At 72.1% G+C, this 17,972-nt stretch carries 16 protein-coding genes; 5 read left to right on the top strand and 11 right to left on the bottom strand.

The window, feature by feature from the left end; all coding sequences use genetic code 11:
* Window positions 1–50 precede the first annotated feature (50 nt).
* Together pcrA and ACWGE1_RS22455 are read right to left on the bottom strand one after the other, a co-directional pair.
* Window positions 51–2,573, bottom strand: coding sequence for a DNA helicase PcrA (gene pcrA / locus ACWGE1_RS22460; RefSeq protein WP_453422263.1), 2,523 nt, complete (start codon window positions 2,571–2,573; stop codon window positions 51–53).
* 12 nt (window positions 2,574–2,585) lie between these two features.
* On the bottom strand, window positions 2,586–2,945 hold the full coding sequence (locus ACWGE1_RS22455) for an ArsR/SmtB family transcription factor (RefSeq protein WP_453422262.1): 360 nt from the start codon (window positions 2,943–2,945) through the stop codon (window positions 2,586–2,588).
* Window positions 2,946–3,246: 301 nt separating this feature from the next.
* On the opposite strand from ACWGE1_RS22455, the gene ACWGE1_RS22450 reads away from it, so the two are divergent.
* Both ACWGE1_RS22450 and ACWGE1_RS22445 read left to right on the top strand, forming a co-directional pair.
* A complete protein-coding gene (locus tag ACWGE1_RS22450; protein ID WP_453422261.1) occupies window positions 3,247–3,600 on the top strand; it encodes a hypothetical protein in 354 nt (117 codons plus the stop codon).
* Between the two features lie 144 nt (window positions 3,601–3,744).
* Entirely contained in the window at window positions 3,745–4,812 is a 1,068-nt protein-coding gene (locus tag ACWGE1_RS22445) for an NlpC/P60 family protein (RefSeq protein ID WP_453422260.1), read from the top strand.
* A gap of 13 nt (window positions 4,813–4,825) precedes the next feature.
* On the opposite strand, the gene ACWGE1_RS22440 is transcribed toward ACWGE1_RS22445, so the two are convergent.
* The 4 genes from ACWGE1_RS22440 to ACWGE1_RS22425 all read right to left on the bottom strand — a co-directional run bounded on the left by ACWGE1_RS22440 (window position 4,826) and on the right by ACWGE1_RS22425 (window position 9,311).
* On the bottom strand, window positions 4,826–5,956 hold the full coding sequence (locus ACWGE1_RS22440; protein WP_453422259.1) for an NYN domain-containing protein: 1,131 nt from the start codon (window positions 5,954–5,956) through the stop codon (window positions 4,826–4,828).
* A 138-nt stretch (window positions 5,957–6,094) separates the two neighbouring features.
* Window positions 6,095–7,198, bottom strand: a complete 1,104-nt coding sequence (locus ACWGE1_RS22435; protein WP_453422258.1) for an alpha/beta hydrolase — start codon at window positions 7,196–7,198, stop codon at window positions 6,095–6,097.
* Window positions 7,199–7,320: 122 nt separating this feature from the next.
* Entirely contained in the window at window positions 7,321–8,019 is a 699-nt protein-coding gene (locus ACWGE1_RS22430; protein ID WP_453422257.1) for a LuxR C-terminal-related transcriptional regulator, read from the bottom strand.
* Window positions 8,016–9,311, bottom strand: coding sequence for an ATP-binding protein (locus ACWGE1_RS22425; protein ID WP_453422256.1), 1,296 nt, complete (start codon window positions 9,309–9,311; stop codon window positions 8,016–8,018). The genes ACWGE1_RS22430 and ACWGE1_RS22425 overlap by 4 nt, the downstream gene beginning before the upstream one ends.
* A gap of 131 nt (window positions 9,312–9,442) precedes the next feature.
* Between ACWGE1_RS22425 and ACWGE1_RS22420 the strand changes: the two genes are divergently transcribed.
* The gene (locus ACWGE1_RS22420; protein WP_453422255.1) at window positions 9,443–10,804 is read left to right on the top strand and encodes a PspC domain-containing protein; all 1,362 of its coding nucleotides are present in this window, start codon (window positions 9,443–9,445) and stop codon (window positions 10,802–10,804) included.
* Window positions 10,791–11,015 carry a hypothetical protein gene (locus ACWGE1_RS22415; protein ID WP_453422254.1) on the top strand — a complete coding sequence of 75 codons (225 nt, stop codon included), beginning with the start codon at window positions 10,791–10,793 and terminating at the stop codon, window positions 11,013–11,015. Before ACWGE1_RS22420 ends, ACWGE1_RS22415 begins: the two co-directional genes overlap by 14 nt.
* Here ACWGE1_RS22415 and ACWGE1_RS22410 read toward each other — a convergent pair.
* From ACWGE1_RS22410 to guaA, 4 genes are all read right to left on the bottom strand, one after another.
* On the bottom strand, window positions 10,961–11,476 hold the full coding sequence (locus ACWGE1_RS22410; RefSeq protein WP_453422253.1) for a TQO small subunit DoxD: 516 nt from the start codon (window positions 11,474–11,476) through the stop codon (window positions 10,961–10,963). The genes ACWGE1_RS22415 and ACWGE1_RS22410 overlap by 55 nt on opposite strands.
* Before the next feature lie 18 nt (window positions 11,477–11,494).
* Window positions 11,495–12,751, bottom strand: coding sequence for a hypothetical protein (locus tag ACWGE1_RS22405; RefSeq protein ID WP_453422252.1), 1,257 nt, complete (start codon window positions 12,749–12,751; stop codon window positions 11,495–11,497).
* Between the two features lie 102 nt (window positions 12,752–12,853).
* A complete protein-coding gene (locus ACWGE1_RS22400; protein ID WP_453422251.1) occupies window positions 12,854–13,615 on the bottom strand; it encodes a class II aldolase/adducin family protein in 762 nt (253 codons plus the stop codon).
* A gap of 145 nt (window positions 13,616–13,760) precedes the next feature.
* Window positions 13,761–15,347, bottom strand: a complete 1,587-nt coding sequence (gene guaA, locus ACWGE1_RS22395) for a glutamine-hydrolyzing GMP synthase (protein WP_453422250.1) — start codon at window positions 15,345–15,347, stop codon at window positions 13,761–13,763.
* A 292-nt stretch (window positions 15,348–15,639) separates the two neighbouring features.
* On the opposite strand from guaA, the gene ACWGE1_RS22390 reads away from it, so the two are divergent.
* Window positions 15,640–15,903, top strand: a complete 264-nt coding sequence (locus ACWGE1_RS22390; RefSeq protein ID WP_030763088.1) for a chorismate mutase — start codon at window positions 15,640–15,642, stop codon at window positions 15,901–15,903.
* A 270-nt stretch (window positions 15,904–16,173) separates the two neighbouring features.
* Here ACWGE1_RS22390 and ACWGE1_RS22385 read toward each other — a convergent pair whose 3' ends face one another.
* A complete protein-coding gene (locus ACWGE1_RS22385; protein ID WP_453422249.1) occupies window positions 16,174–17,835 on the bottom strand; it encodes a peptidase in 1,662 nt (553 codons plus the stop codon).
* Between the last annotated feature and the right edge of the window lie 137 nt (window positions 17,836–17,972).

Genomic DNA, 17,972 nt, shown 5'->3' with positions numbered 1-17,972 from the left:
GGCCCGAGGGCCGCGCGGCCTTCGCCGTGTGCGGTGTCCGCGTTCGCGTCCTACAGCTTCTGCACCGGCGCGTACCGCAGCAGCAGCCGCTTGGGCTTGTCGTCCCCGAAGTCGATGGTGGCCTGCGCGTCCGCGCCCGCTCCCTTGACCTCCATGACGGTGCCGAGCCCGAACTGGTCGTGCGTGACCCGGTCCCCGACCACCAGGGCGATGACCGGCTTGTCCGCGGCCCGCCGCGTCGCGAATCCGGACGGGCCCGACTTCGTGCGCGACGAGGACAGGAACGCCTCCGGCGAGGTGCCGAACGTCGCCCTCCCCGAACCGGACGACGAGGACCCGTACCCCGAACTCCGCATCGGCCCCGCCGGCTTCTGCGACGCGCCCGTCCGCTTCCACTGGAGGTACTCCGTCGGAATCTCCTCCAGGAACCGCGACGGCGGGTTGTACGAGGGCGTGCCCCACGCGCTGCGCATGCTGGAGCGGGTCAGGTACAGCCGCTCGCGCGCCCGCGTGATGCCGACGTACGCGAGGCGGCGCTCCTCCTCCAGCTCCTTGGTCTGGCCCAGCGCCCGCATGTGCGGGAAGACCCCGTCCTCCATGCCGGTCAGGAAGACCACCGGGAATTCCAGGCCCTTGGCGGTGTGCAGGGTCATCAGCGTGATGACGCCCGTGCCCTCGGTGTCCTCGTCCGGGATCTGGTCGGAGTCGGCGACGAGCGCGACCTGCTCCAGGAACTCGGCCAGGGTGCCGGACCCGGGAGCCGGGGCCCCGGTCTCGGCGGCCTCGGCCGCCGCTGCCTCCCGCGCCTGCTCGAACTCCAGCGCCACCGCCGCGAGCTCCTGCAGGTTCTCGATCCGCGTCTCGTCCTGCGGGTCGGTCGACGCCTGCAGCTCGGCGAGGTAGCCGGTGCGTTCCAGGACCGCCTCCAGCACCACCGCCGGGCCGGCGCCCGAGTCGACGATCGTGCGCAGCTCCTCCATCAGCACGTTGAACCGCTTCACCGCGTTGGTGGAGCGGGCGGCCATGCCGAATGCCTCGTCCACGCGCCGCAGCGCCTGCGGGAAGGTGATCTTCTCGCGCATCGCGAGGGCGTCGATCATCGCCTCGGCGCGCTCACCGATCCCGCGCTTGGGCACGTTCAGGATGCGCCGCAGCGGGACGTTGTCCTCCGGGTTCGCGAGGACGCGCAGGTACGCGAGGACGTCGCGGACCTCCTTGCGCTCGTAGAAGCGGACGCCGCCGACGACCTTGTAGGGCAGTCCGACCCGGATGAAGATCTCCTCGAACACACGCGACTGCGCGTTGGTCCGGTAGAAGATCGCGACGTCGCCCGCCTTCGCGTCGCCCGCGTCCGTCAGCCGGTCGATCTCGTCGGCGACGAACTGCGCCTCGTCGTGCTCGGTGTCCGCGACGTATCCGGTGATGACGGCGCCGGTGCCGGCCTGGGTCCACAGGTTCTTGGCGCGGCGGTTCTCGTTGCGCTCGATGACCGCGTTGGCCGCGGAGAGGATCGTCTGCGTGGAGCGGTAGTTCTGCTCCAGCAGGATCGTCGTGGCGTCCTTGTAGTCCTCCTCGAACTGGAGGATGTTGCGGATGGTCGCGCCGCGGAAGGCGTAGATCGACTGGTCGGCGTCACCCACCACGCACAGCTCGGCCGGGGGCAGGTCCGGATAGCCGGTGCCCACCAGCTCGCGCACGAGCGTGTACTGCGCGTGGTTGGTGTCCTGGTACTCGTCGACCAGGACGTGCCGGAAGCGGCGCCGGTAGTGCTCGGCGACGTCCGGGAACGCCTGGAGCAGGTGGACCGTGGTCATGATGATGTCGTCGAAGTCGAGCGCGTTGGCCTCGCGCAGCCGCCCCTGGTACATCGCGTACGCCTGCGCCAGCGTCTTCTCGAAGCCGTCCACGGCCTGGTCGGCGAAGGCTTCCTCGTCGATCAGCTCGTTCTTCAGGTTCGAGATCTTGGCGTTGAAGGCCTTCGGCGGGAACTTCTTCGGGTCCAGGTCCAGGTCGCGGCAGACGAGCGCCATCAGGCGCTTCGAGTCGGCCGCGTCGTAGATCGAGAACGAGGACGTGAAGCCGAGCCGCTTGGACTCGCGGCGCAGGATGCGCACGCACGCGCTGTGGAAGGTGGAGACCCACATGGCGTTCGCGCGCGGGCCGACCAGGCCCTCGACGCGCTCCTTCATCTCACCGGCGGCCTTGTTGGTGAAGGTGATCGCCAGGATCTGGCCGGGGTGGACGCCCCGCGCGGACAGCAGGTGTCCGATGCGGTGCGTCAGCACCCGGGTCTTGCCGGAGCCGGCGCCGGCCACGATGAGCAGCGGGGAGCCCGCGTGCACCACGGCCGCGCGCTGCTGCTCATTGAGCCCGTCCAGGAGCGTCGCCGGATCGATGACGGGCCTGGGGGCGCCGTCCCGGTAGTACGCGTCCCCGCTCATGGGTACGTCGAACCGCCCCCCGAAGAGGTCGTCCGCGCCCGCCTCCGGGGCGGCGTGGTCCTCGGGCGGCGGCGGGACCTCGTCGGAGGGGGTGAGGTCCGCCAGGAAACTGTCGTCAAAGAGGCTGCTCATCGCCCTCCGAGTCTAGGGTGCGGGACCGACAGCCGGTCCCGCCCCGGGAAATTCCTCCGGCCGGAAGGCTTCGCCCAGCACGATCTGCAGCAGGCCGGGGAAGCTCCGCTCCAGGTCGTCCCGGCGCAGCGCGAGGTAGAGCTTGCGGCCCTGGGGGCGCTGGCAGATCACGCCGCTCTCGCGCAGCGTCCTGAGGTGGTGCGTGACGCTCGACCTGGGGAGGTCCGGTACGACCTCGCCGCAGAATGCCTCCCGGCCGGAGGCGAGCTTGCGGACGATCTCCAGCCGGACGGGATGTCCGAGCGCGGCGAGGACCCCGACCAGCTCGATGCGGTCGGCGGCGGGGTGGTTCAGCTCAGCAGCGGCAGCCATGCCCTCACTGTACGCAGATCTCGTACGGTCCTGATTGTTCGAGATCTGCGAACGATCGGTTCCCGCCCCACCACCCGTCACGTGAGGGCCCTCCCTGCCCGCCGCGCCCGCCACCCCGCTCGGCACCGACACCCGCGTCGTCCGCGTCGACGGCAGCGGCCACTACCTCCCGGAGGAGGAACCGCAGGCCGTCATCGACGAACCGACCCGTTTCTTCGGCCGAGAAGGCGCCCGGGAGGCCCTGCGCACCGCCCGGCATCCGGTGGAAATCCGCCCGGGGCCACCCCGTACGCTCGACGGCATGGACGTACTCATCAGTGTCTTCGTCGGCCTGCACATCATCGGGATCGCCTCGCTCCTCGGTGGCTTCCTGACCCAGATGAAGGCGATGAGCGCGGGCACCGCCCGCTTCACGCCCGCCATGCTGCACGGCGCGCTCGTCATGCTCGTCACCGGGGTGCTCCTCGTCGGCTTCAACCAGATGGACGGGACCCCCGTCAACAACATCAAGGTCGGCGTGAAGCTCGCGATCCTCTTCGTGATCCTCTGCCTCGTCTACGTCAAGCGCGACGAGGAGCACGTGGACAAGGCGCTGTTCGGGGCGGTCGGCGGGCTCACCGTGATCAACATCTTCATCGCCGTTCTCTGGCACTGATCCGCACCGGAGCAATCCATTCCGGTCCCGAGCGGCCAGCTCCGGTCGTATCGGGCCACTTGCGATCATCTCGTCATCCGCCCGTTACCTCCGGGTCTAGCGTCCTCCTGCCAAGCACCGGCAGAGGAAGGACGTGAGGCCCCCGTGGGCAGTCATCGAAAGCCCAGGCAGCGCCCGCTCTCCGGCGGCGGAGCACGCACCACCGCCGCCACCCTCGCCCTCGCGGGCGCTGCCTCCGCCACCGCCTTCGAAGGCACCTCCCAGGCCGACCCCCGGCCCACCCCCGCCCAGGTCAAGTCGGAGGTGGACCGGCTCTACGAGGAGGCCGAGGCGGCGACCGAGCAGTACAACGGGGCGAAGGAGCAGGCGGACGAGGCCGAACGCGCACTGACCGGACTGCGCGAGGAGACCGCCCGCAAGACCGACCAGCTCAACACCGCCCGCAGCGCGCTCGGAACGCTCGCCGCCTCCCAGTACCGCAGCGGATCCCTGGGCACCGCCGTACAGCTCGCGCTGGCGTCCGACCCGCAGGAGTACCTCTCCCAGGCCTCCTTCATCACCCGCGCCGGGGACCGCAACGCCGCCGGGATCACCACCGTGCGCCGCCGGCTCGACGAGGTCGGGAAGCTGCGGGAGCAGGCCGCCGGACGGCTCACCGAACTGCGGTCCCGGCAGGACGAACTCGCCGGGCACAAGGCCGTGATCGAGGAGAAGCTCACCGCCGCCAGGAACCTGCTGGCCCGGCTCACCGCCGAGGAACGGGCCGCCTACGAGGCCCGGTCGTCCGGCGGAAGCACGGGCACGGCCGCCGCACCCGCCGCACCCGGGACCGCTGCCCCCGCGCCCGCACCCGCTTCCGACGGCTCGCGCGCGGCCCGCGCCGTGGCCTTCGCGTACGGGGCGATCGGCAAGCCGTACGTCTGGGGCGCGACGGGCCCGGGGTCCTTCGACTGCTCCGGCCTGACCCAGGCCGCCTGGCGCTCGGCCGGGGTCTCCCTGCCCCGCACCACCTACACCCAGATCAACGCCGGCCGGCGCGTGTCCCGCGACCAGCTGGCCCCCGGCGACCTGGTGTTCTTCTACTCCGGGATCACGCACGTCGGCCTCTACATCGGCAACGGCCAGATGATCCACGCCCCGCGCCCCGGATCCACGGTCCGGCTGGCCCCGATCGACTCGATGCCCTGGGCCGGCGCCTCCCGCCCCGCATAGGTGTGTTTCCCGCTCATCCGCGGGCGCAGTGCCCACAGGTCCCGCGCCGGCGGAGGTAGTAGCCGAGGGTGGCGGCGCCCAGCGCGGCTCCCCACACCACCCAGAGCATCGCCGGGTAGGTGGTCCCCCAGCCGAAGGGCTGGTCCCCGCCCCGGATCATCTGGAGACCGCCGGGAACGAGCACCACGGCCACGAGCAGGGCCGGAACGATCGCGGTGGCGAGGGCGACCGGCTTGCCCGCCTTGAACGGCACCCACCGCGGCCAGACCTCGCCCCAGCGCGCGACCAGCCCGTGGGTCAGCACACCGCCGGCGGTCGCCGCGATCGCGAGGCCCAGCCCGATCCCGAGCATGCCCGGGGTGTCCTGCATGTCCTTGAGGAACGCGTCGGTGATCCCCAGCGGGTAGCCGAAGAACCAGGCCACCCGGGTCACGTCGTACGGGATGCTCGACAGCACGGCGATCAGTACGGCCCTGCGCCCCCAGCGGGCCGCCGCCTCCGGCGCGGTCCAGGCCGCGGCCCTTCCGCCGCGCCCGCAGTGCGCGCACAGTCCGCGGGTGCGCCGCTGGTACGCCAGCACGGCCAGGGTCCAGAGCACACCGCCCACGAACAGGATGAGCAGGTTGTCCCGGTGCCAGTAGAGGATCTCGCCGACGTCGCCCTGAGGGCCGGGCACCCCGGTGAAGGCGAACACCACGAGCAGCGGCGCGAAGGCGACCACGGCGATCAGCGTGTAGTCCTGCAGGGCCACCGTGAGCGCGAGGGCCTGTGCCCAGCCGAAGCCGAGCAGGAACCACCGTGCGGCGCCGCTGCTCGCCGGGCGGCGTGCCATGAGCACCCCGCAGACCGCGCCCGCGAGGCCGAGCGCCGCGATGACCGGGCTCAGGACGGCGGCCGGGCTCGGTTCGAGGACGGATCCGGTCGAGCGGTCCTCGGGGACCGGCCCGAACGGGTACCCGGCGCCGCCCAGGGCCCAGTACAGCCCGGCCAGTCCGTAGGCGAGGGACCACGCGGCCGCCGCGTACGGGGCCCAGTGGGGCCAGCCCGACCACCACCGGCGGCGCGCCGCCGCCCAGGGCGCCGCCCCCGCCCCCGGCTCCGCCGTCTCCGCTTGTACGGTCCTGCTCTCCACCGCGTGTGCCATGACCCTGATCCCCCTTGGATTTCGTCCTGGGACCAGACTCCCGGCCGGCGGGCACCGGGCACATCGGCCGACCGGCAGAGATCGGCGGCGGGCTCGCGCGGGCCGTCCGCCGATCGGCAGACGCGGGGATCCGGCCGCCTACGGGGCCTTGACCACGCCGCTCAGCCAGCCGAAGGTCTGCGGCAGCTGCTTGGACCACGAGTCGAGGTTGTGCCCGCCGACGACCTTCTCCGCGTGCACCACGGTCGGGCTCTTCGCGATCCCCTTGAGGTCCGTGCCGGACAGGTAGCCGTCGTGCTCGGCCCCCGACATCCACAGCGCCACCGCCGGCGGGGTGGGAGCGGTCTGCAGCACGTGCTTCAGGTTGTGCGTCCGGCGCAGCTCCGGGTCCTTGGCGACCAGCGAGGAGGGCTCCTGGCCGGGGTCGTTGTACCCGGACAGGGAGACGGCCGCGCTGTAGCGGTCGGGGTGCAGCATCGCCAGCTTGGCGGCGCAGTAGGCGCCGGCCGAGTACCCGGCCACGCCCCAGGTGCGGGCCTCGTCCGAGGCCCGGAAGTTGTCGACGACCATCTTGCGGACGTCGACGCTGAACCAGCTGTCCGCGTTGACCTTGCCCGGGATGTTCGCGCAGCCGGTGTCGCCGTTGCCGACCAGCATGGCGCGCGGCGAGACCAGGATGAAGGGCTGCACCTTGCCGCTCTTCATCAGCGGCTCCAGCACCTCGTGCGCCTTGAGCCCCTGGAACCAGGACTTCCCCGTGCCGGGTATGCCCGGTATCAGCTCCACGACCGGGAACTTCTTGTCCTTGTAGGCCGGGTCGTCGTACTGCGGCGGCAGCCACACCAGGACATCGCCCTTGACCCCGGAGATCTTGCCGTCGAGCTCGGTCTTCTGGACCCGCCCGCCGAGGCCCTCCACCGGCTGGAACTGCTGGCGCACCTTCGGTGCCTCTGCGACCTTCTTGCCGCCGAGCCCGTCCGGGCCGAGGTCGGGGGCGGCCGTGACGTACTTGCCGGTGCCGAACAAATCGCCCCAGGAGGCATAGAAGTGCTCGGCCCGGTTGACGGCGACGAACACCACGGCGACGGCTGTGACCTGGGCGAACACCACCATCAGCGCGCGCACGGCGGTGCGCACGACGGCAGGGCCGCGCACCTTGCTCCACACGGCCAGCGGAAGGATGACGGCGATCGCGGTCAGTGCGATCACCGCCGCGAAGAAGGGTGTCCCGGTCAAGCTCATCACGCCACCGTAGAGGGCGGCGTGCGCGCTCCCGGTTGCCCCCTCCACCTGCGGTGTGGGTCACACCGCAGGCGGTACGTTCGGAGGCCGCACGTCAGGCGCCGGCCGCCGGGCGCGGGAGGTCACACCAGGCGGCGGGCCGTCGCCCAGCGGGTCAGCTCGTGCCGGTTGGAGAGCTGGAGCTTGCGCAGCACGGCCGAGACGTGCGACTCGACCGTCTTCACCGAGATGAAGAGCTGCTTGGCGATCTCCTTGTACGCGTACCCGCGCGCGATCAGCCGCAGCACCTCGCGCTCGCGCTGGGTGAGCCGGTCCAGGTCCTCGTCGACCGGCGGCGCGTCCGTCGAGGCGAACGCGTCGAGCACGAAGCCCGCCAGCCGCGGCGAGAAGACCGCGTCCCCGTCCTGCACGCGGAAGATCGAGTCCACCAGGTCGGTGCCGGTGATGGTCTTGGTGACGTACCCGCGCGCACCGCCCCGGATGACCCCGATGACGTCCTCGGCCGCGTCGGACACCGACAGCGCCAGAAATCTGACCGGCGCCTCGACCCCCGCCATCAGCGGGGCGCAGCGCCTGAGCACCTCGACGCCACCGCCGCCGGGCAGGTGGACGTCGAGCAGGACCACCTCGGGGCGGGTGGCGGTGATCACGGTGACGGCCTGGTCGACGTCGGCGGCCTCACCGACGACCTCGACGCCCGTCCGTGCGGTCTCGCCGATCTCGGCCTGCACCCCCGTGCGAAACATCCTGTGGTCGTCGACGAGCACCACCCGGACGCGCCTGGTCTCCCCCGTGCCTGCGTTCTCTCCGGACTCGGTCATGCCTCGCTCGCCGCCCTCTCCATCTCCAGCTCGACTTCCGTGCCGCCGTCGGGCGCGGACCGCAGCCGTGCGGTCCCTCCGTTGCGCTGCATCCGGCCGATGATCGATTCTCGTACGCCCATGCGGTCGCCCGGTACCGCGTCGATGTCGAAGCCCGGTCCCCGGTCCCGCACGGAGACGAACACCGTCTTCCCCTCCACCTCCGCGTACACCTGCACCGGCCCACCCTCGCCACCGTACTTGGCCGCGTTGACCATTGCCTCGCGCGCGGCCTGGATCTGTGCCGCCAGCCGCTCGTCGAGCGGGCAGTCGCCGACGACCACGACCTCGATCGGGACGCCGTGGTGGTCCTCCACCTCGGCGGCGGTCTTCTTCACGGCCTCGGCGAGGGTGGCCGGTTCCTCGGCCTCGTCCTTGCCGGTGCCCTCGGGCTTGTAGAGCCAGTTCCGCAGCTCTCGCTCCTGCGCCCGCGCGAGGCGGCGCACCTCGGAGACGTCCTCCGCGTTGCGCTGGATCAGGGTGAGGGTGTGCAGCACCGAGTCGTGCACATGGGCGGCGACCTCGGCGCGCTCCTGGGCCCGGATGCGCATCAGGCGTTCCTCGGAGAGGTCCTGGGTCAGCCGGATCAGCCAGGGGCCGGCGAGCAGGGCCACGCCGACGAGGACGGCGAGGGTGGCCGTGAGGACGTTGCCGAGCTGTGCGGCGGAGCCCCGGACGACGATGAAGACGGTCAGGCCCACCCCGACCAGGGCGACGCCGGCGAGTGCCCGGGCGACCTGGAGGAGGCGCCCGTGCCGTCCGACGGCCGTGGACCAGTGCGCGCGGCGGGCGTTGTCGGCCTGCCGCCATACGAGCACCACCCCGGCCCCGACCAGCAGCGTCGGCCACACGTACCGGCCGGACGCGCCGCCGAGCTGGACCTTGGAGATGAAGATGCCCGCGCCGATGAACAGGGCGATGAGCGCGGTGATCTGCCCGCGGTCGGGTTTGCGCAGGCGGCGGGTGCCGTCGGGGAGGGTCTCGAAGAAGGAGCGGTGCCCGGTCCGGCCGCCGATGCCGAGCGGTACGAAGACCCAGAACGCGGCGTACAGCAGCACGCCCAGCCCGTCGCCCCACATGAACAGCAGGAGGAAGGCGAGCCGCACCCAGCCCACGGGCAGCCCCAGGTGTCCGGCGAGCCCTCGCGCGACACCGCCGAGCATCCGGCCGTCGGCGCTGCGGTAGAGCTTGCGCTGCGGCACCTCGTCGGCATCCGGTGCGTGCGGGGTACGGGAAGGGGCGGCTACGGGCATGTCACCAAGGGTCACATGCCCGGTGGTGGCCGGGCATCAGGGCATCCCCCCACTTCCACCGGGGGGATATCAGGGTTGCACCAGGGTAGGGCCGGATGCCGCGCGCTCCCGCGGCCCGTCACCATGGACCCATGACCGAAGTACACGACGCCCCGCCAGGGGGTTCCGCCGGACGGGGCCCGGGGGAGGAACCCGGGGCTCCCCGGGCCGCCGATGCCCGGCCGCCCCTGCGCCGCAGCAAGCGCGACAAGGTCCTCGCGGGCGTGTGCGGCGGGCTCGGCCGGTACTTCGACCTGGACCCGGTGGTCTTCCGCATCGTCCTGGGCGTCCTCGCGGTCACCGGCGGCGTCGGCCTGATCTTCTACGGCTTCGCGTGGCTGCTGCTCCCCCAGGAGGGGGAGGAGGACAGCGAGGCGAAGAAGCTGCTGACCGGCCGGGTGGAGGGCGCCACGCTGGCGGCGGTGTTCGCCGCGCTGGTGGGCTGCGCGCTGTTCCTGTCGATGCTGGACAACGGCGGGCTGGCGGCCTTCTCGGTGCTGGTCATCCTGGCACTGGGCGGGGCCTCGTACTGGTCGCAGCGGCAGCGGCACACCCTGCAGCCCGAGGCGCAGGCGCCCGACCCGGGCGGCAGCGCCCACCGCACCGCGCATTCGCCCGCCCCGCCGGAGACGAAGGCGCCGCCCACCCCCGGGGGTCCTTCCTGGTGGCGGGACCCGCTGGTCAAGGACGGTACGACGGGCCCGGTCGGCGGGACGGGATACCTGTGGGGGCCCGACGACACCGCCGACCCGGTGGTGGCGACCGGCCGCGCCCCGGCGTCGTTCCCGAAAGTGCCCGCCGCCCCGGCCCGCCCGCGCGGCGGCATCGGCGGCCGGGTCTTCGTCCTGGCGCTGCTGGCCGGGATGGCGGGGACCGCCGCGACCTGGGAGGGCAACCCGCTGGGCGAGGCCCTGCAGACGGGGCTCGCCGCCGCGCTGGTCGTCTTCGGTCTGGGTCTCGCGGTCAGCTCCCTGCTGGGGCGCACCGGCTTCGGCACGGTCGTGCTGGCCGTGTTCACCGCGGGCCTGCTCGCGGGTGCGGCCGTGCTGCCGCGCGACATCGGCACCGACTGGCGGGAGGTCGAGTGGCGTCCGGCCGCGGTGGCCGACGTACGGCCCGTGTACGAGGCGGGCACCGGGCTCGCCACCCTGGACCTGAGCCGCCTGGACGTGCCGAAGGGCACCACCGTGTCCGTGGATGCCTCCATCGACGCGGGCCGGCTCAAGGTGCTCCTGCCGCGGGAGGTCACCGCGCAGGCGGACGTCACCGTCCGGCGCATGGGCGACATCCAGCTGCCCGGGGACTACGCGGGCCGCATCGAGCAGGCCGGGCCCGGGAAGCAGACCCGGACGCAAACCCTCGCGCCGCCGGCCGGCACGGAGGCGGGCGGGACGATCGAGCTGCACCTCAGTGCGGGTCTCGGACAGGTGGAGGTGGCCCGTGCGGCGTCATGAGTTCCAGCCGGGACGGCTGATCGCGGGGCTGGTCCTGGTGGCGGCGGGCGTGCTCTACCTGCTCGACAGCACCGGCGAGGCGGACCTGCCCTGGTTCGCGATCGTCCCGATCACCCTGGGCGGGCTCTCGCTCGCCGCGCTGGTGGGCCTGGTGACCTATGCCGTACGCCGGGACCGGCGCGACCGGATCACCGAGTCCAGCGACAGGTAGGGCGCCCCGGCGAGGATCAGCGGGGTCCACGCCATCATGTAGATCAGGTCGTTGCCGTAGTAGTACGGGGTCACCGCCCACGACACCGTGATCCACAGGCTGAGCGCGATCAGCGCCCCGCCGAGGGCCGCGATGCGGGTCAGCAGGCCGGCCAGGGCCCCGAGGCCGACCAGGATCTCCCCGATGGCGAGGGCGACGGCGAAGCCGACGGGCGAGTTCAGCGACAGGTCGACGAGGCCGGGGATCGCGGAGGTGTCCCGGACCCCGCGCATCTGGTCGCCGATGGAGCCGTCGCCGGAGGCGGACAGGAACGCCGGGTCGGTCAGTTTGTCGAGACCGGCGTACACGAAGGTCACGCCCAGGAAGAGCCGCAGGGGCAGCAGCGCGTGCCGGGAGGCCAGCTCGCGCAGGCCCGCGACCTCGCGAGGGGCGTCGGTTTCAAGAACATCGGTTCGGTTCACGGAACATGTGTACCCCGATCACTCGGCAACATCGATGGTGCATCGGTTGGATTCCACCCCTGCGGCCGTGACCACCTGGATCTCGACGCGCCCCGGCTCCACCTCCGCCGGCACGGGCACGGTCAGCACGGCGTCGGAGGGATTGGTGAATCCGCCCGCCACCGGGACCAGCGGCACGTGCACGTGCACCGCCCCGACCCGTACGACCAGACGGGCCAGCATCTCCGGCGTCTGCGCCCCGGGCGGCACGAAGCCCACGCCCCGGATCTCGATGTCGTCCCCGGGGCGGACGGCCGCGTCCAGATCCCCGGGCTCCCGTCTGCGCACCACCGACAGCACCAGCGGGCGGCTGCCCTCCGCGTACTTCGCCGCCAGGTACACCGCGGCCGACAGTGACACCAGCAGCGCCAGCGCCCAGGGCAGCTGCGGCAGCCGGTCCGGGAAGCGCGCCAGCGAGGCCGCGGCGTAGGAGAGCACCACCGTCGAGACGAGCACGTACTGGGCGTCCGGGAAGCTCCCGCGGCCCGCGTCGTCCGTCAGGAGGTCCACCCCGCGCGGCCGGTCGGCCGGCAGCTTCTGCAACCGCTGGCCCATGATCCGTACGGAGACCACCCGGCGCACCAGCACCGCCACGCCCGAGGTCAGCGAGACCACGGCCAGCAGCGGCAGCGCCCGGTCCAGCGCGAGGCCCGCGTACAGGGCCTGCCGCTCGGGCCCGGGCGCCGAGGCGGCCAGCCGCAGCGCGGGCAGCAGCGTGGCGAAGGCCGTGAGCACCACCCAGGCGCTGGGCACCGCCTTCGACGTGGACAGCCGGTTGTCCTCGCCGACCAGCGGGGCCAGCAGCCCGCCGCGCACCGACTGGGCGCGGGCCGCGACCGTGAGCAGCCCGGCCAGCACCAGGGCCGCCAGCAGCCCGGCGGTGCGCGCCGTGGACCAGCCGGTGCCGAGGGCGGCGGCGACCTGGACCAGCAGCAGGACCCCGGCGGCGATCCAGACGGCGAGGACGGCCCGCCGGGAGAACAGGTACAGCCAGGAGTTCCCGGCTTCCCGGCCCCGGTCGGCGACGGTGCGGGCCGACAGGGTCAGCTCGTCGGAGACCCACTGCCGGGAGGCGCCGAGCGAGTGGGCGACGGCGGCCGGCACGCCCTGCCCGGAGGCGAACTCGTCGCGCTTCTCCAGGAACGCCGTGACCGCGCGGCGGTGGCCCTCCCGCGCGCACTCGTCGCAGGCGCAGGCGGTGGTGTGGGTACCTCGGGACATCTCTTGGACAGCCACGTACGTGCCGCCTCTCTGAACTACGGTGCAATGCCAGCGAATTGTGCACCACTGCGGCAGTGCTCCGGATTGCGCACGATGTCAGAGCAGGTGATTAACGGTTCATGATGTTGACGCCACCCTTTCCCTGAGCGGCTGGTAGCTCACCCAGGCGGCCAGATCGGACCCGAACCGCTCGCGCGTCAGGGCCGCGGCCCGGTGGTCGACGGGCACCGGTTTCCCGGCGGCCCGGGCGATCAGCTGCACCTGCGCGCACCGCTCCGCCTCGACGAACCACCAGACCGCGGCGTCCACCGAGTCCCCCACCGTCAGCAGCCCGCGGTTGCGCAGGACCAGCGCCTTGTACGGGCCGAGCGCGTGCGCCGTCCGGTCCGGCTCGTCGGCCCCGGAGTATTCGTCGAGCAGCGCGTGGTCCTCGTAGAAGGCACAGGCCTCCTCGGTGATCGGGGCCAGCAGCTCGCCCAGGGCCGCGAGGGCACGGCCGTACGGGGCCTGCGCGCGGACGACGGCGATCACCCCGGGGCGCCTGCGGTGGACCGCCGCGTGCACGGCGAAGGCGAGCTGGTTGACCCGGCGCCCGCCCCGGACCACCCGCCCGTCCCCGTCGACCAGCAGCAGGTCGTCGGCGGTGAGGGCGGCGAAGGCCCGGCCGAAGGGGTTGACCCAGTAACAGTCCTCGAACTCCGGGTCCCGCGCGGTGATCAGCCCCGCCACCCCGTCCTCGTACCCGAGGCGGCCCAGCAGCCGCAGCGCCTCGGCGAGCCGCTCCTTGCGGTGGGCGCGCGCCGCGTCGACGGTGTCGTGCACGGGCGGCATCTCGAAGCCCAGCCGCTCCACGGGCACGGGTACGGGCTGGTCCGGCATGGGCGCTCCTTCGAACGGCTCGGCTCGCCGCGCAAGGTACCCGGGCCCCTGCCAAGTGGCCAGACAAACGGCGAAGCCGCCGCCCACAGGTGTGGGGCGGCGGCTTCACGGTGATCCGGGTGGGACCGGGTGGGACCGGGTGGGACTACTCCCACTCGATGGTGCCCGGGGGCTTGCTCGTGCAGTCCAGGACCACCCGGTTCACCTCCGGCACCTCGTTGGTGATGCGGGTCGAGATCCGGGCGAGCACCTCGTACGGCATGCGCGTCCAGTCCGCGGTCATCGCGTCCTCGGAGGAGACGGGGCGCAGCACGATCGGGTGGCCGTAGGTGCGGCCGTCGCCCTGGACGCCGACGCTGCGGACGTCCGCGAGCAGGACGACCGGGCACTGCCAGATCTCGCGGTCCAGGCCGGCCGCGGTGAGCTCGTGGCGGGCGATGGCGTCGGCCTCGCGCAGCAGGTCCAGGCGCTCCTTGGTGACCTCGCCGACGATGCGGATGCCGAGGCCGGGGCCCGGGAAGGGCTGGCGCTGGACGATCTCGTCCGGCAGGCCGAGCTCCTGGCCGACCATCCGGACCTCGTCCTTGAACAGCTGGCGCAGCGGCTCGACGAGCTCGAACTCGATGTCGTCGGGGAGCCCGCCCACGTTGTGGTGGGACTTGATGTTGGCGGTACCGGTGCCGCCGCCGGACTCGACGACGTCCGGGTACAGGGTGCCCTGCACCAGGAAGGCGACCGCGGGGCCCTCCTCCTGGAGGATCTCCAGCTGGGCCTGCTCGAAGACGCGGATGAACTCGCGGCCGATGATCTTCCGCTTGGTCTCCGGGTCGGAGACGCCGGCGAGCGCGGTCAGGAAGCGCTCCTGCGCGTCGACGACCTTCAGCTGCACACCGGTGGCGGCGACGAAGTCCTTCTCGACCTGCTCGGTCTCGCCCTTGCGCATCAGACCGTGGTCGACGTAGACGCAGGTCAGCTGGGAGCCGATGGCCTTCTGCACGAGGGCCGCGGCGACGGCGGAGTCCACGCCGCCGGAGAGGCCGCAGATGGCGCGCTTGTCGCCGACCTGCTCGCGGATGGCCGCGACCTGCTCCTCGACGATGTTGCCGGTCGTCCAGGTGGGGGCGAGGCCCGCGCCGCGGTAGAGGAAGTGCTCCAGGATCTGCTGGCCGTGCGTGGAGTGCATCACCTCGGGGTGGTACTGCACGCCGTACAGCTTCTTCTCGTCGTTCTCGAAGGCCGCGACCGGGACGACGTTCGTCGACGCGGTGACGGTGAAGCCCTCGGGGGCGGCGGAGCAGGCGTCGCCGTGGGACATCCACACCGACTGGTTCTCGGGGGTGCCCTCGAAGAGGGTGGAGCCGGCCTTGGAGACGGCCAGCGGGGTGCGGCCGTACTCACGGGCACCGGTGTTGTCGACCTGGCCACCGAGGGTGACCGCCATCAGCTGGAAGCCGTAGCACATGCCGAAGACGGGGACGCCGGCCTCGAAGATCGCGCGGTCGAGCTGCGGGGCGCCCTCCTCGTACACGGACGACGGACCGCCGGAGAGGATGATCGCCTTGGGGTTCTTGGCCAGCATCTCGTCGACGGGCATCGAGCTCGGCACGATCTCGCTGTAGACCCGTGCCTCGCGGACGCGGCGGGCGATGAGCTGGGCGTACTGGGCGCCGAAGTCGACGACGAGAACCGTGTCCGGGGCGCTGTCGTGGGCGGCGGAGGGTGCTTCTGGCACGGGGCGGCCTTCCGGCGGAAGAGGTGGCTGTTTTGTCGATTCTAACGGGGGACGCCGGCCCCTCTTCGTCTCACCATCCGAATCGGCTTGGCCCGGAGGCGGATGGAAGGTAATAATCCGTCCCATGCGCAAGCAGCTGAGCTTCCTCTTTACCTATGGCACCGGCCGGTCCGGTCGCCATGGGTCCTCGTGATGCTCGCTTGAGCCGCTGACTTCCCAGAGCGCCCCGGTCCGACAGGACCGGGGCGCTCTGCGTTTCCGCTCCTGTCGGCACACACCTTCAGGAGAGACCATGACCACGATCACCACCACCCCCGAGCAGCTCATCGCCGACTCCCGTACGCGCATCGACGCCCTCGACGACCGGATCATCGGTCTGATCCAGGAACGGATGGCCGTCTCCACGGTCATCCAGGACGCCCGGATCGCGTCCGGTGGGCGGCGGGTGCACCTGTCGCGCGAGATGGAGGTGCTCTCGCACTGGAGCGATGCCCTCGGCAAGCCCGGCACCGCCCTCGCCATGACCCTGCTGGAGCTGTGCCGGGGCCGCGTGTGACGGCCGTTCGTCACTCGTCCGGACCGTGACCGGCTCCGGGCCCCTTCGTTGGTGAGGGTGTCCGCGTCAGCCAGCCGCGGGACCGCAACACCACGCGTGGCTCCGCTGGAGCGATGAGACGCACGCCCCGTGGAGCGTGTGTCGTGGGACCTCGCTCCTTCGCGTGACCGGACGGCAGGGGACAGCAGCCCGGTCACCCCGTAAAGGACGGCCGGCCCGGGGGACGCCCCGGGCCGGCCGTTCTGTGTTGCCGCTCAGGCGGTTGCGCCGCTACGCGTGCCCGCCCGCCTTGCGGCGGAACACCACGAGCAGCCCGCCGCCGACGGCCAGCAGCAGCACGCTGCCGAGCGCGATCGTCCCGGCGGAGGTACCGGTGGAGGCGAGGCCGCCGTTCGCGGTGGTGCCGGTTCCGGTGCCGCTGGTCGCGGTGGCCGAGGCGGTCGCGGTCGCGGTGGGCGTCGCGGAGCCGGTCGGGGTCGGCGAGGCCGAGGTGGTCGGGGTCGGGGCCGGGCCGCCGTCCTTCGCGTTGATCACGAAGGCCGCCTTGTTGTTGGCCTGGTTCGGGTCCCAGCGGTGGCCCGTGGTGCCCTCCGGCGTCCACTGGCCGACCGTGACGGAGCCCTTGGCGTCGGACACGACCGTCTCGATCTTCAGCTCGAACGGGTAGGCGAACTTCTCCGTCTCCCCGATCACATGGCCGGTGGAGCAGAAGTAGCGCGGCGCCCCGAGGACCTGCTCGCGGTAACTGCCGTCCGCGTTGACGCCCTTGCAGCCGGCCGGGACCTTGGTGACCTTCGCGCCCGCCGGGATCACGATGTCCGTCCGGGCGACGTCCTCACCGGAGCGCAGGTACGCGACCCACGCGGGGCCGTTGTTGCGGAAGCCGAAGTCGGCCCGCACCGTGTCGCCGGCCTTGCCCTGGAGCGAAGCACCCGCGGCCACCAGGTCGGCGGTGTTCCTCGTGGCGAAGTCGAACTCCTGGATGTTGTCCCAGGGGTCGAGGTCCCCCGTGCGCGGCGCGGCCTGGGCCGAAGCCTTGGCGGCCTGCTTCGCTGCGGCCAGCTTCTTGCCGCCGGCGGGCGTGCGCTGCTTCCCGCTCTTCGGCTGGTCGCCGGCCGCGTACACCGCGTAGGTCAGGCCGTCGACGAAGGCGTGCGGGGCGGCCTTGAGGGTCAGCGCGCCGTCGACGCCGTAGGTCGCGCCGGGCTCGTACACGCCGTCCAGCAGGCACTGCACCGTGCTCCAGCCCGTGTTCCAGGGCTGGCCCGCGCTGCTGTCGTCGGAGTAGGAGCAGTTGTCGTACTGCTCGACCAGTCCGATGCCGTGCGTGGTGCGCAGTTCGAGCATCACGCCGTTGACGGGGTCGGTGCCCTCGTTGGCGAAGATGATCGGCAGGTTCTGCTTGTCGCCCGGCTTCAGCTCGGCCTTGAGCCTGGCCCGCTCCAGCACCAGGTCGGGGCCGCCGACGCGCACCTTGGTGGTGGCGGCCTTGAAGGTGGCGCCCTCCGCCTGACCGGTCAGGGTCAGATCGGCGGTCGCGCCGACCCGGCTGTCCTTGGCCGCGCTGACGTCCATGTCCACGACGGTGGTCTCACCGGTCCACAGGGCCCAGCGCTTGCAGGTCACGGCCGTGGCGGTGAGCGCGCAGTCCGCGCCCTGCTCCTTGGCGAGCTTCACGTCGGCGACGCCCTTGAGCGCGGCCAGGTCGATCGTGAAGGTGCTCTGGCGGTCGAACGTCCTGGTGGTGTCGTTGACGATCCGGAACTGCACCGAGGTCTTCTGCGGCTCGCCGCTCTGCCCCGGGTGCGGGCGCAGGCCGATCCCCGCCGGTCCGGCGAGGGTGAAGACGGGGTCCGCGGCATGTGCGGGAGTGGTGGCCAGACCCAGGGCCACGAGGCCACCGGCAGCCAGCAAAGAGATGCGCTTTCTCATGCAGCCGTTGACTGTCGAACATCAGTCGCAGTTGCACACTTCACCGTGTGATCGACACCACAGACCACCTCGGGGGATTCCGGTACAACCATCAAGGCTGAACATCTGTCACCTATGTACCGCGGTGGGTACCGCGC

The sequence above is a fragment of the Streptomyces sp. NPDC054932 genome (assembly GCF_053610205.1).
Note: the sequence above shows the minus strand (reverse complement) of the source record. Positions and strands in the feature narration are given on the sequence as shown.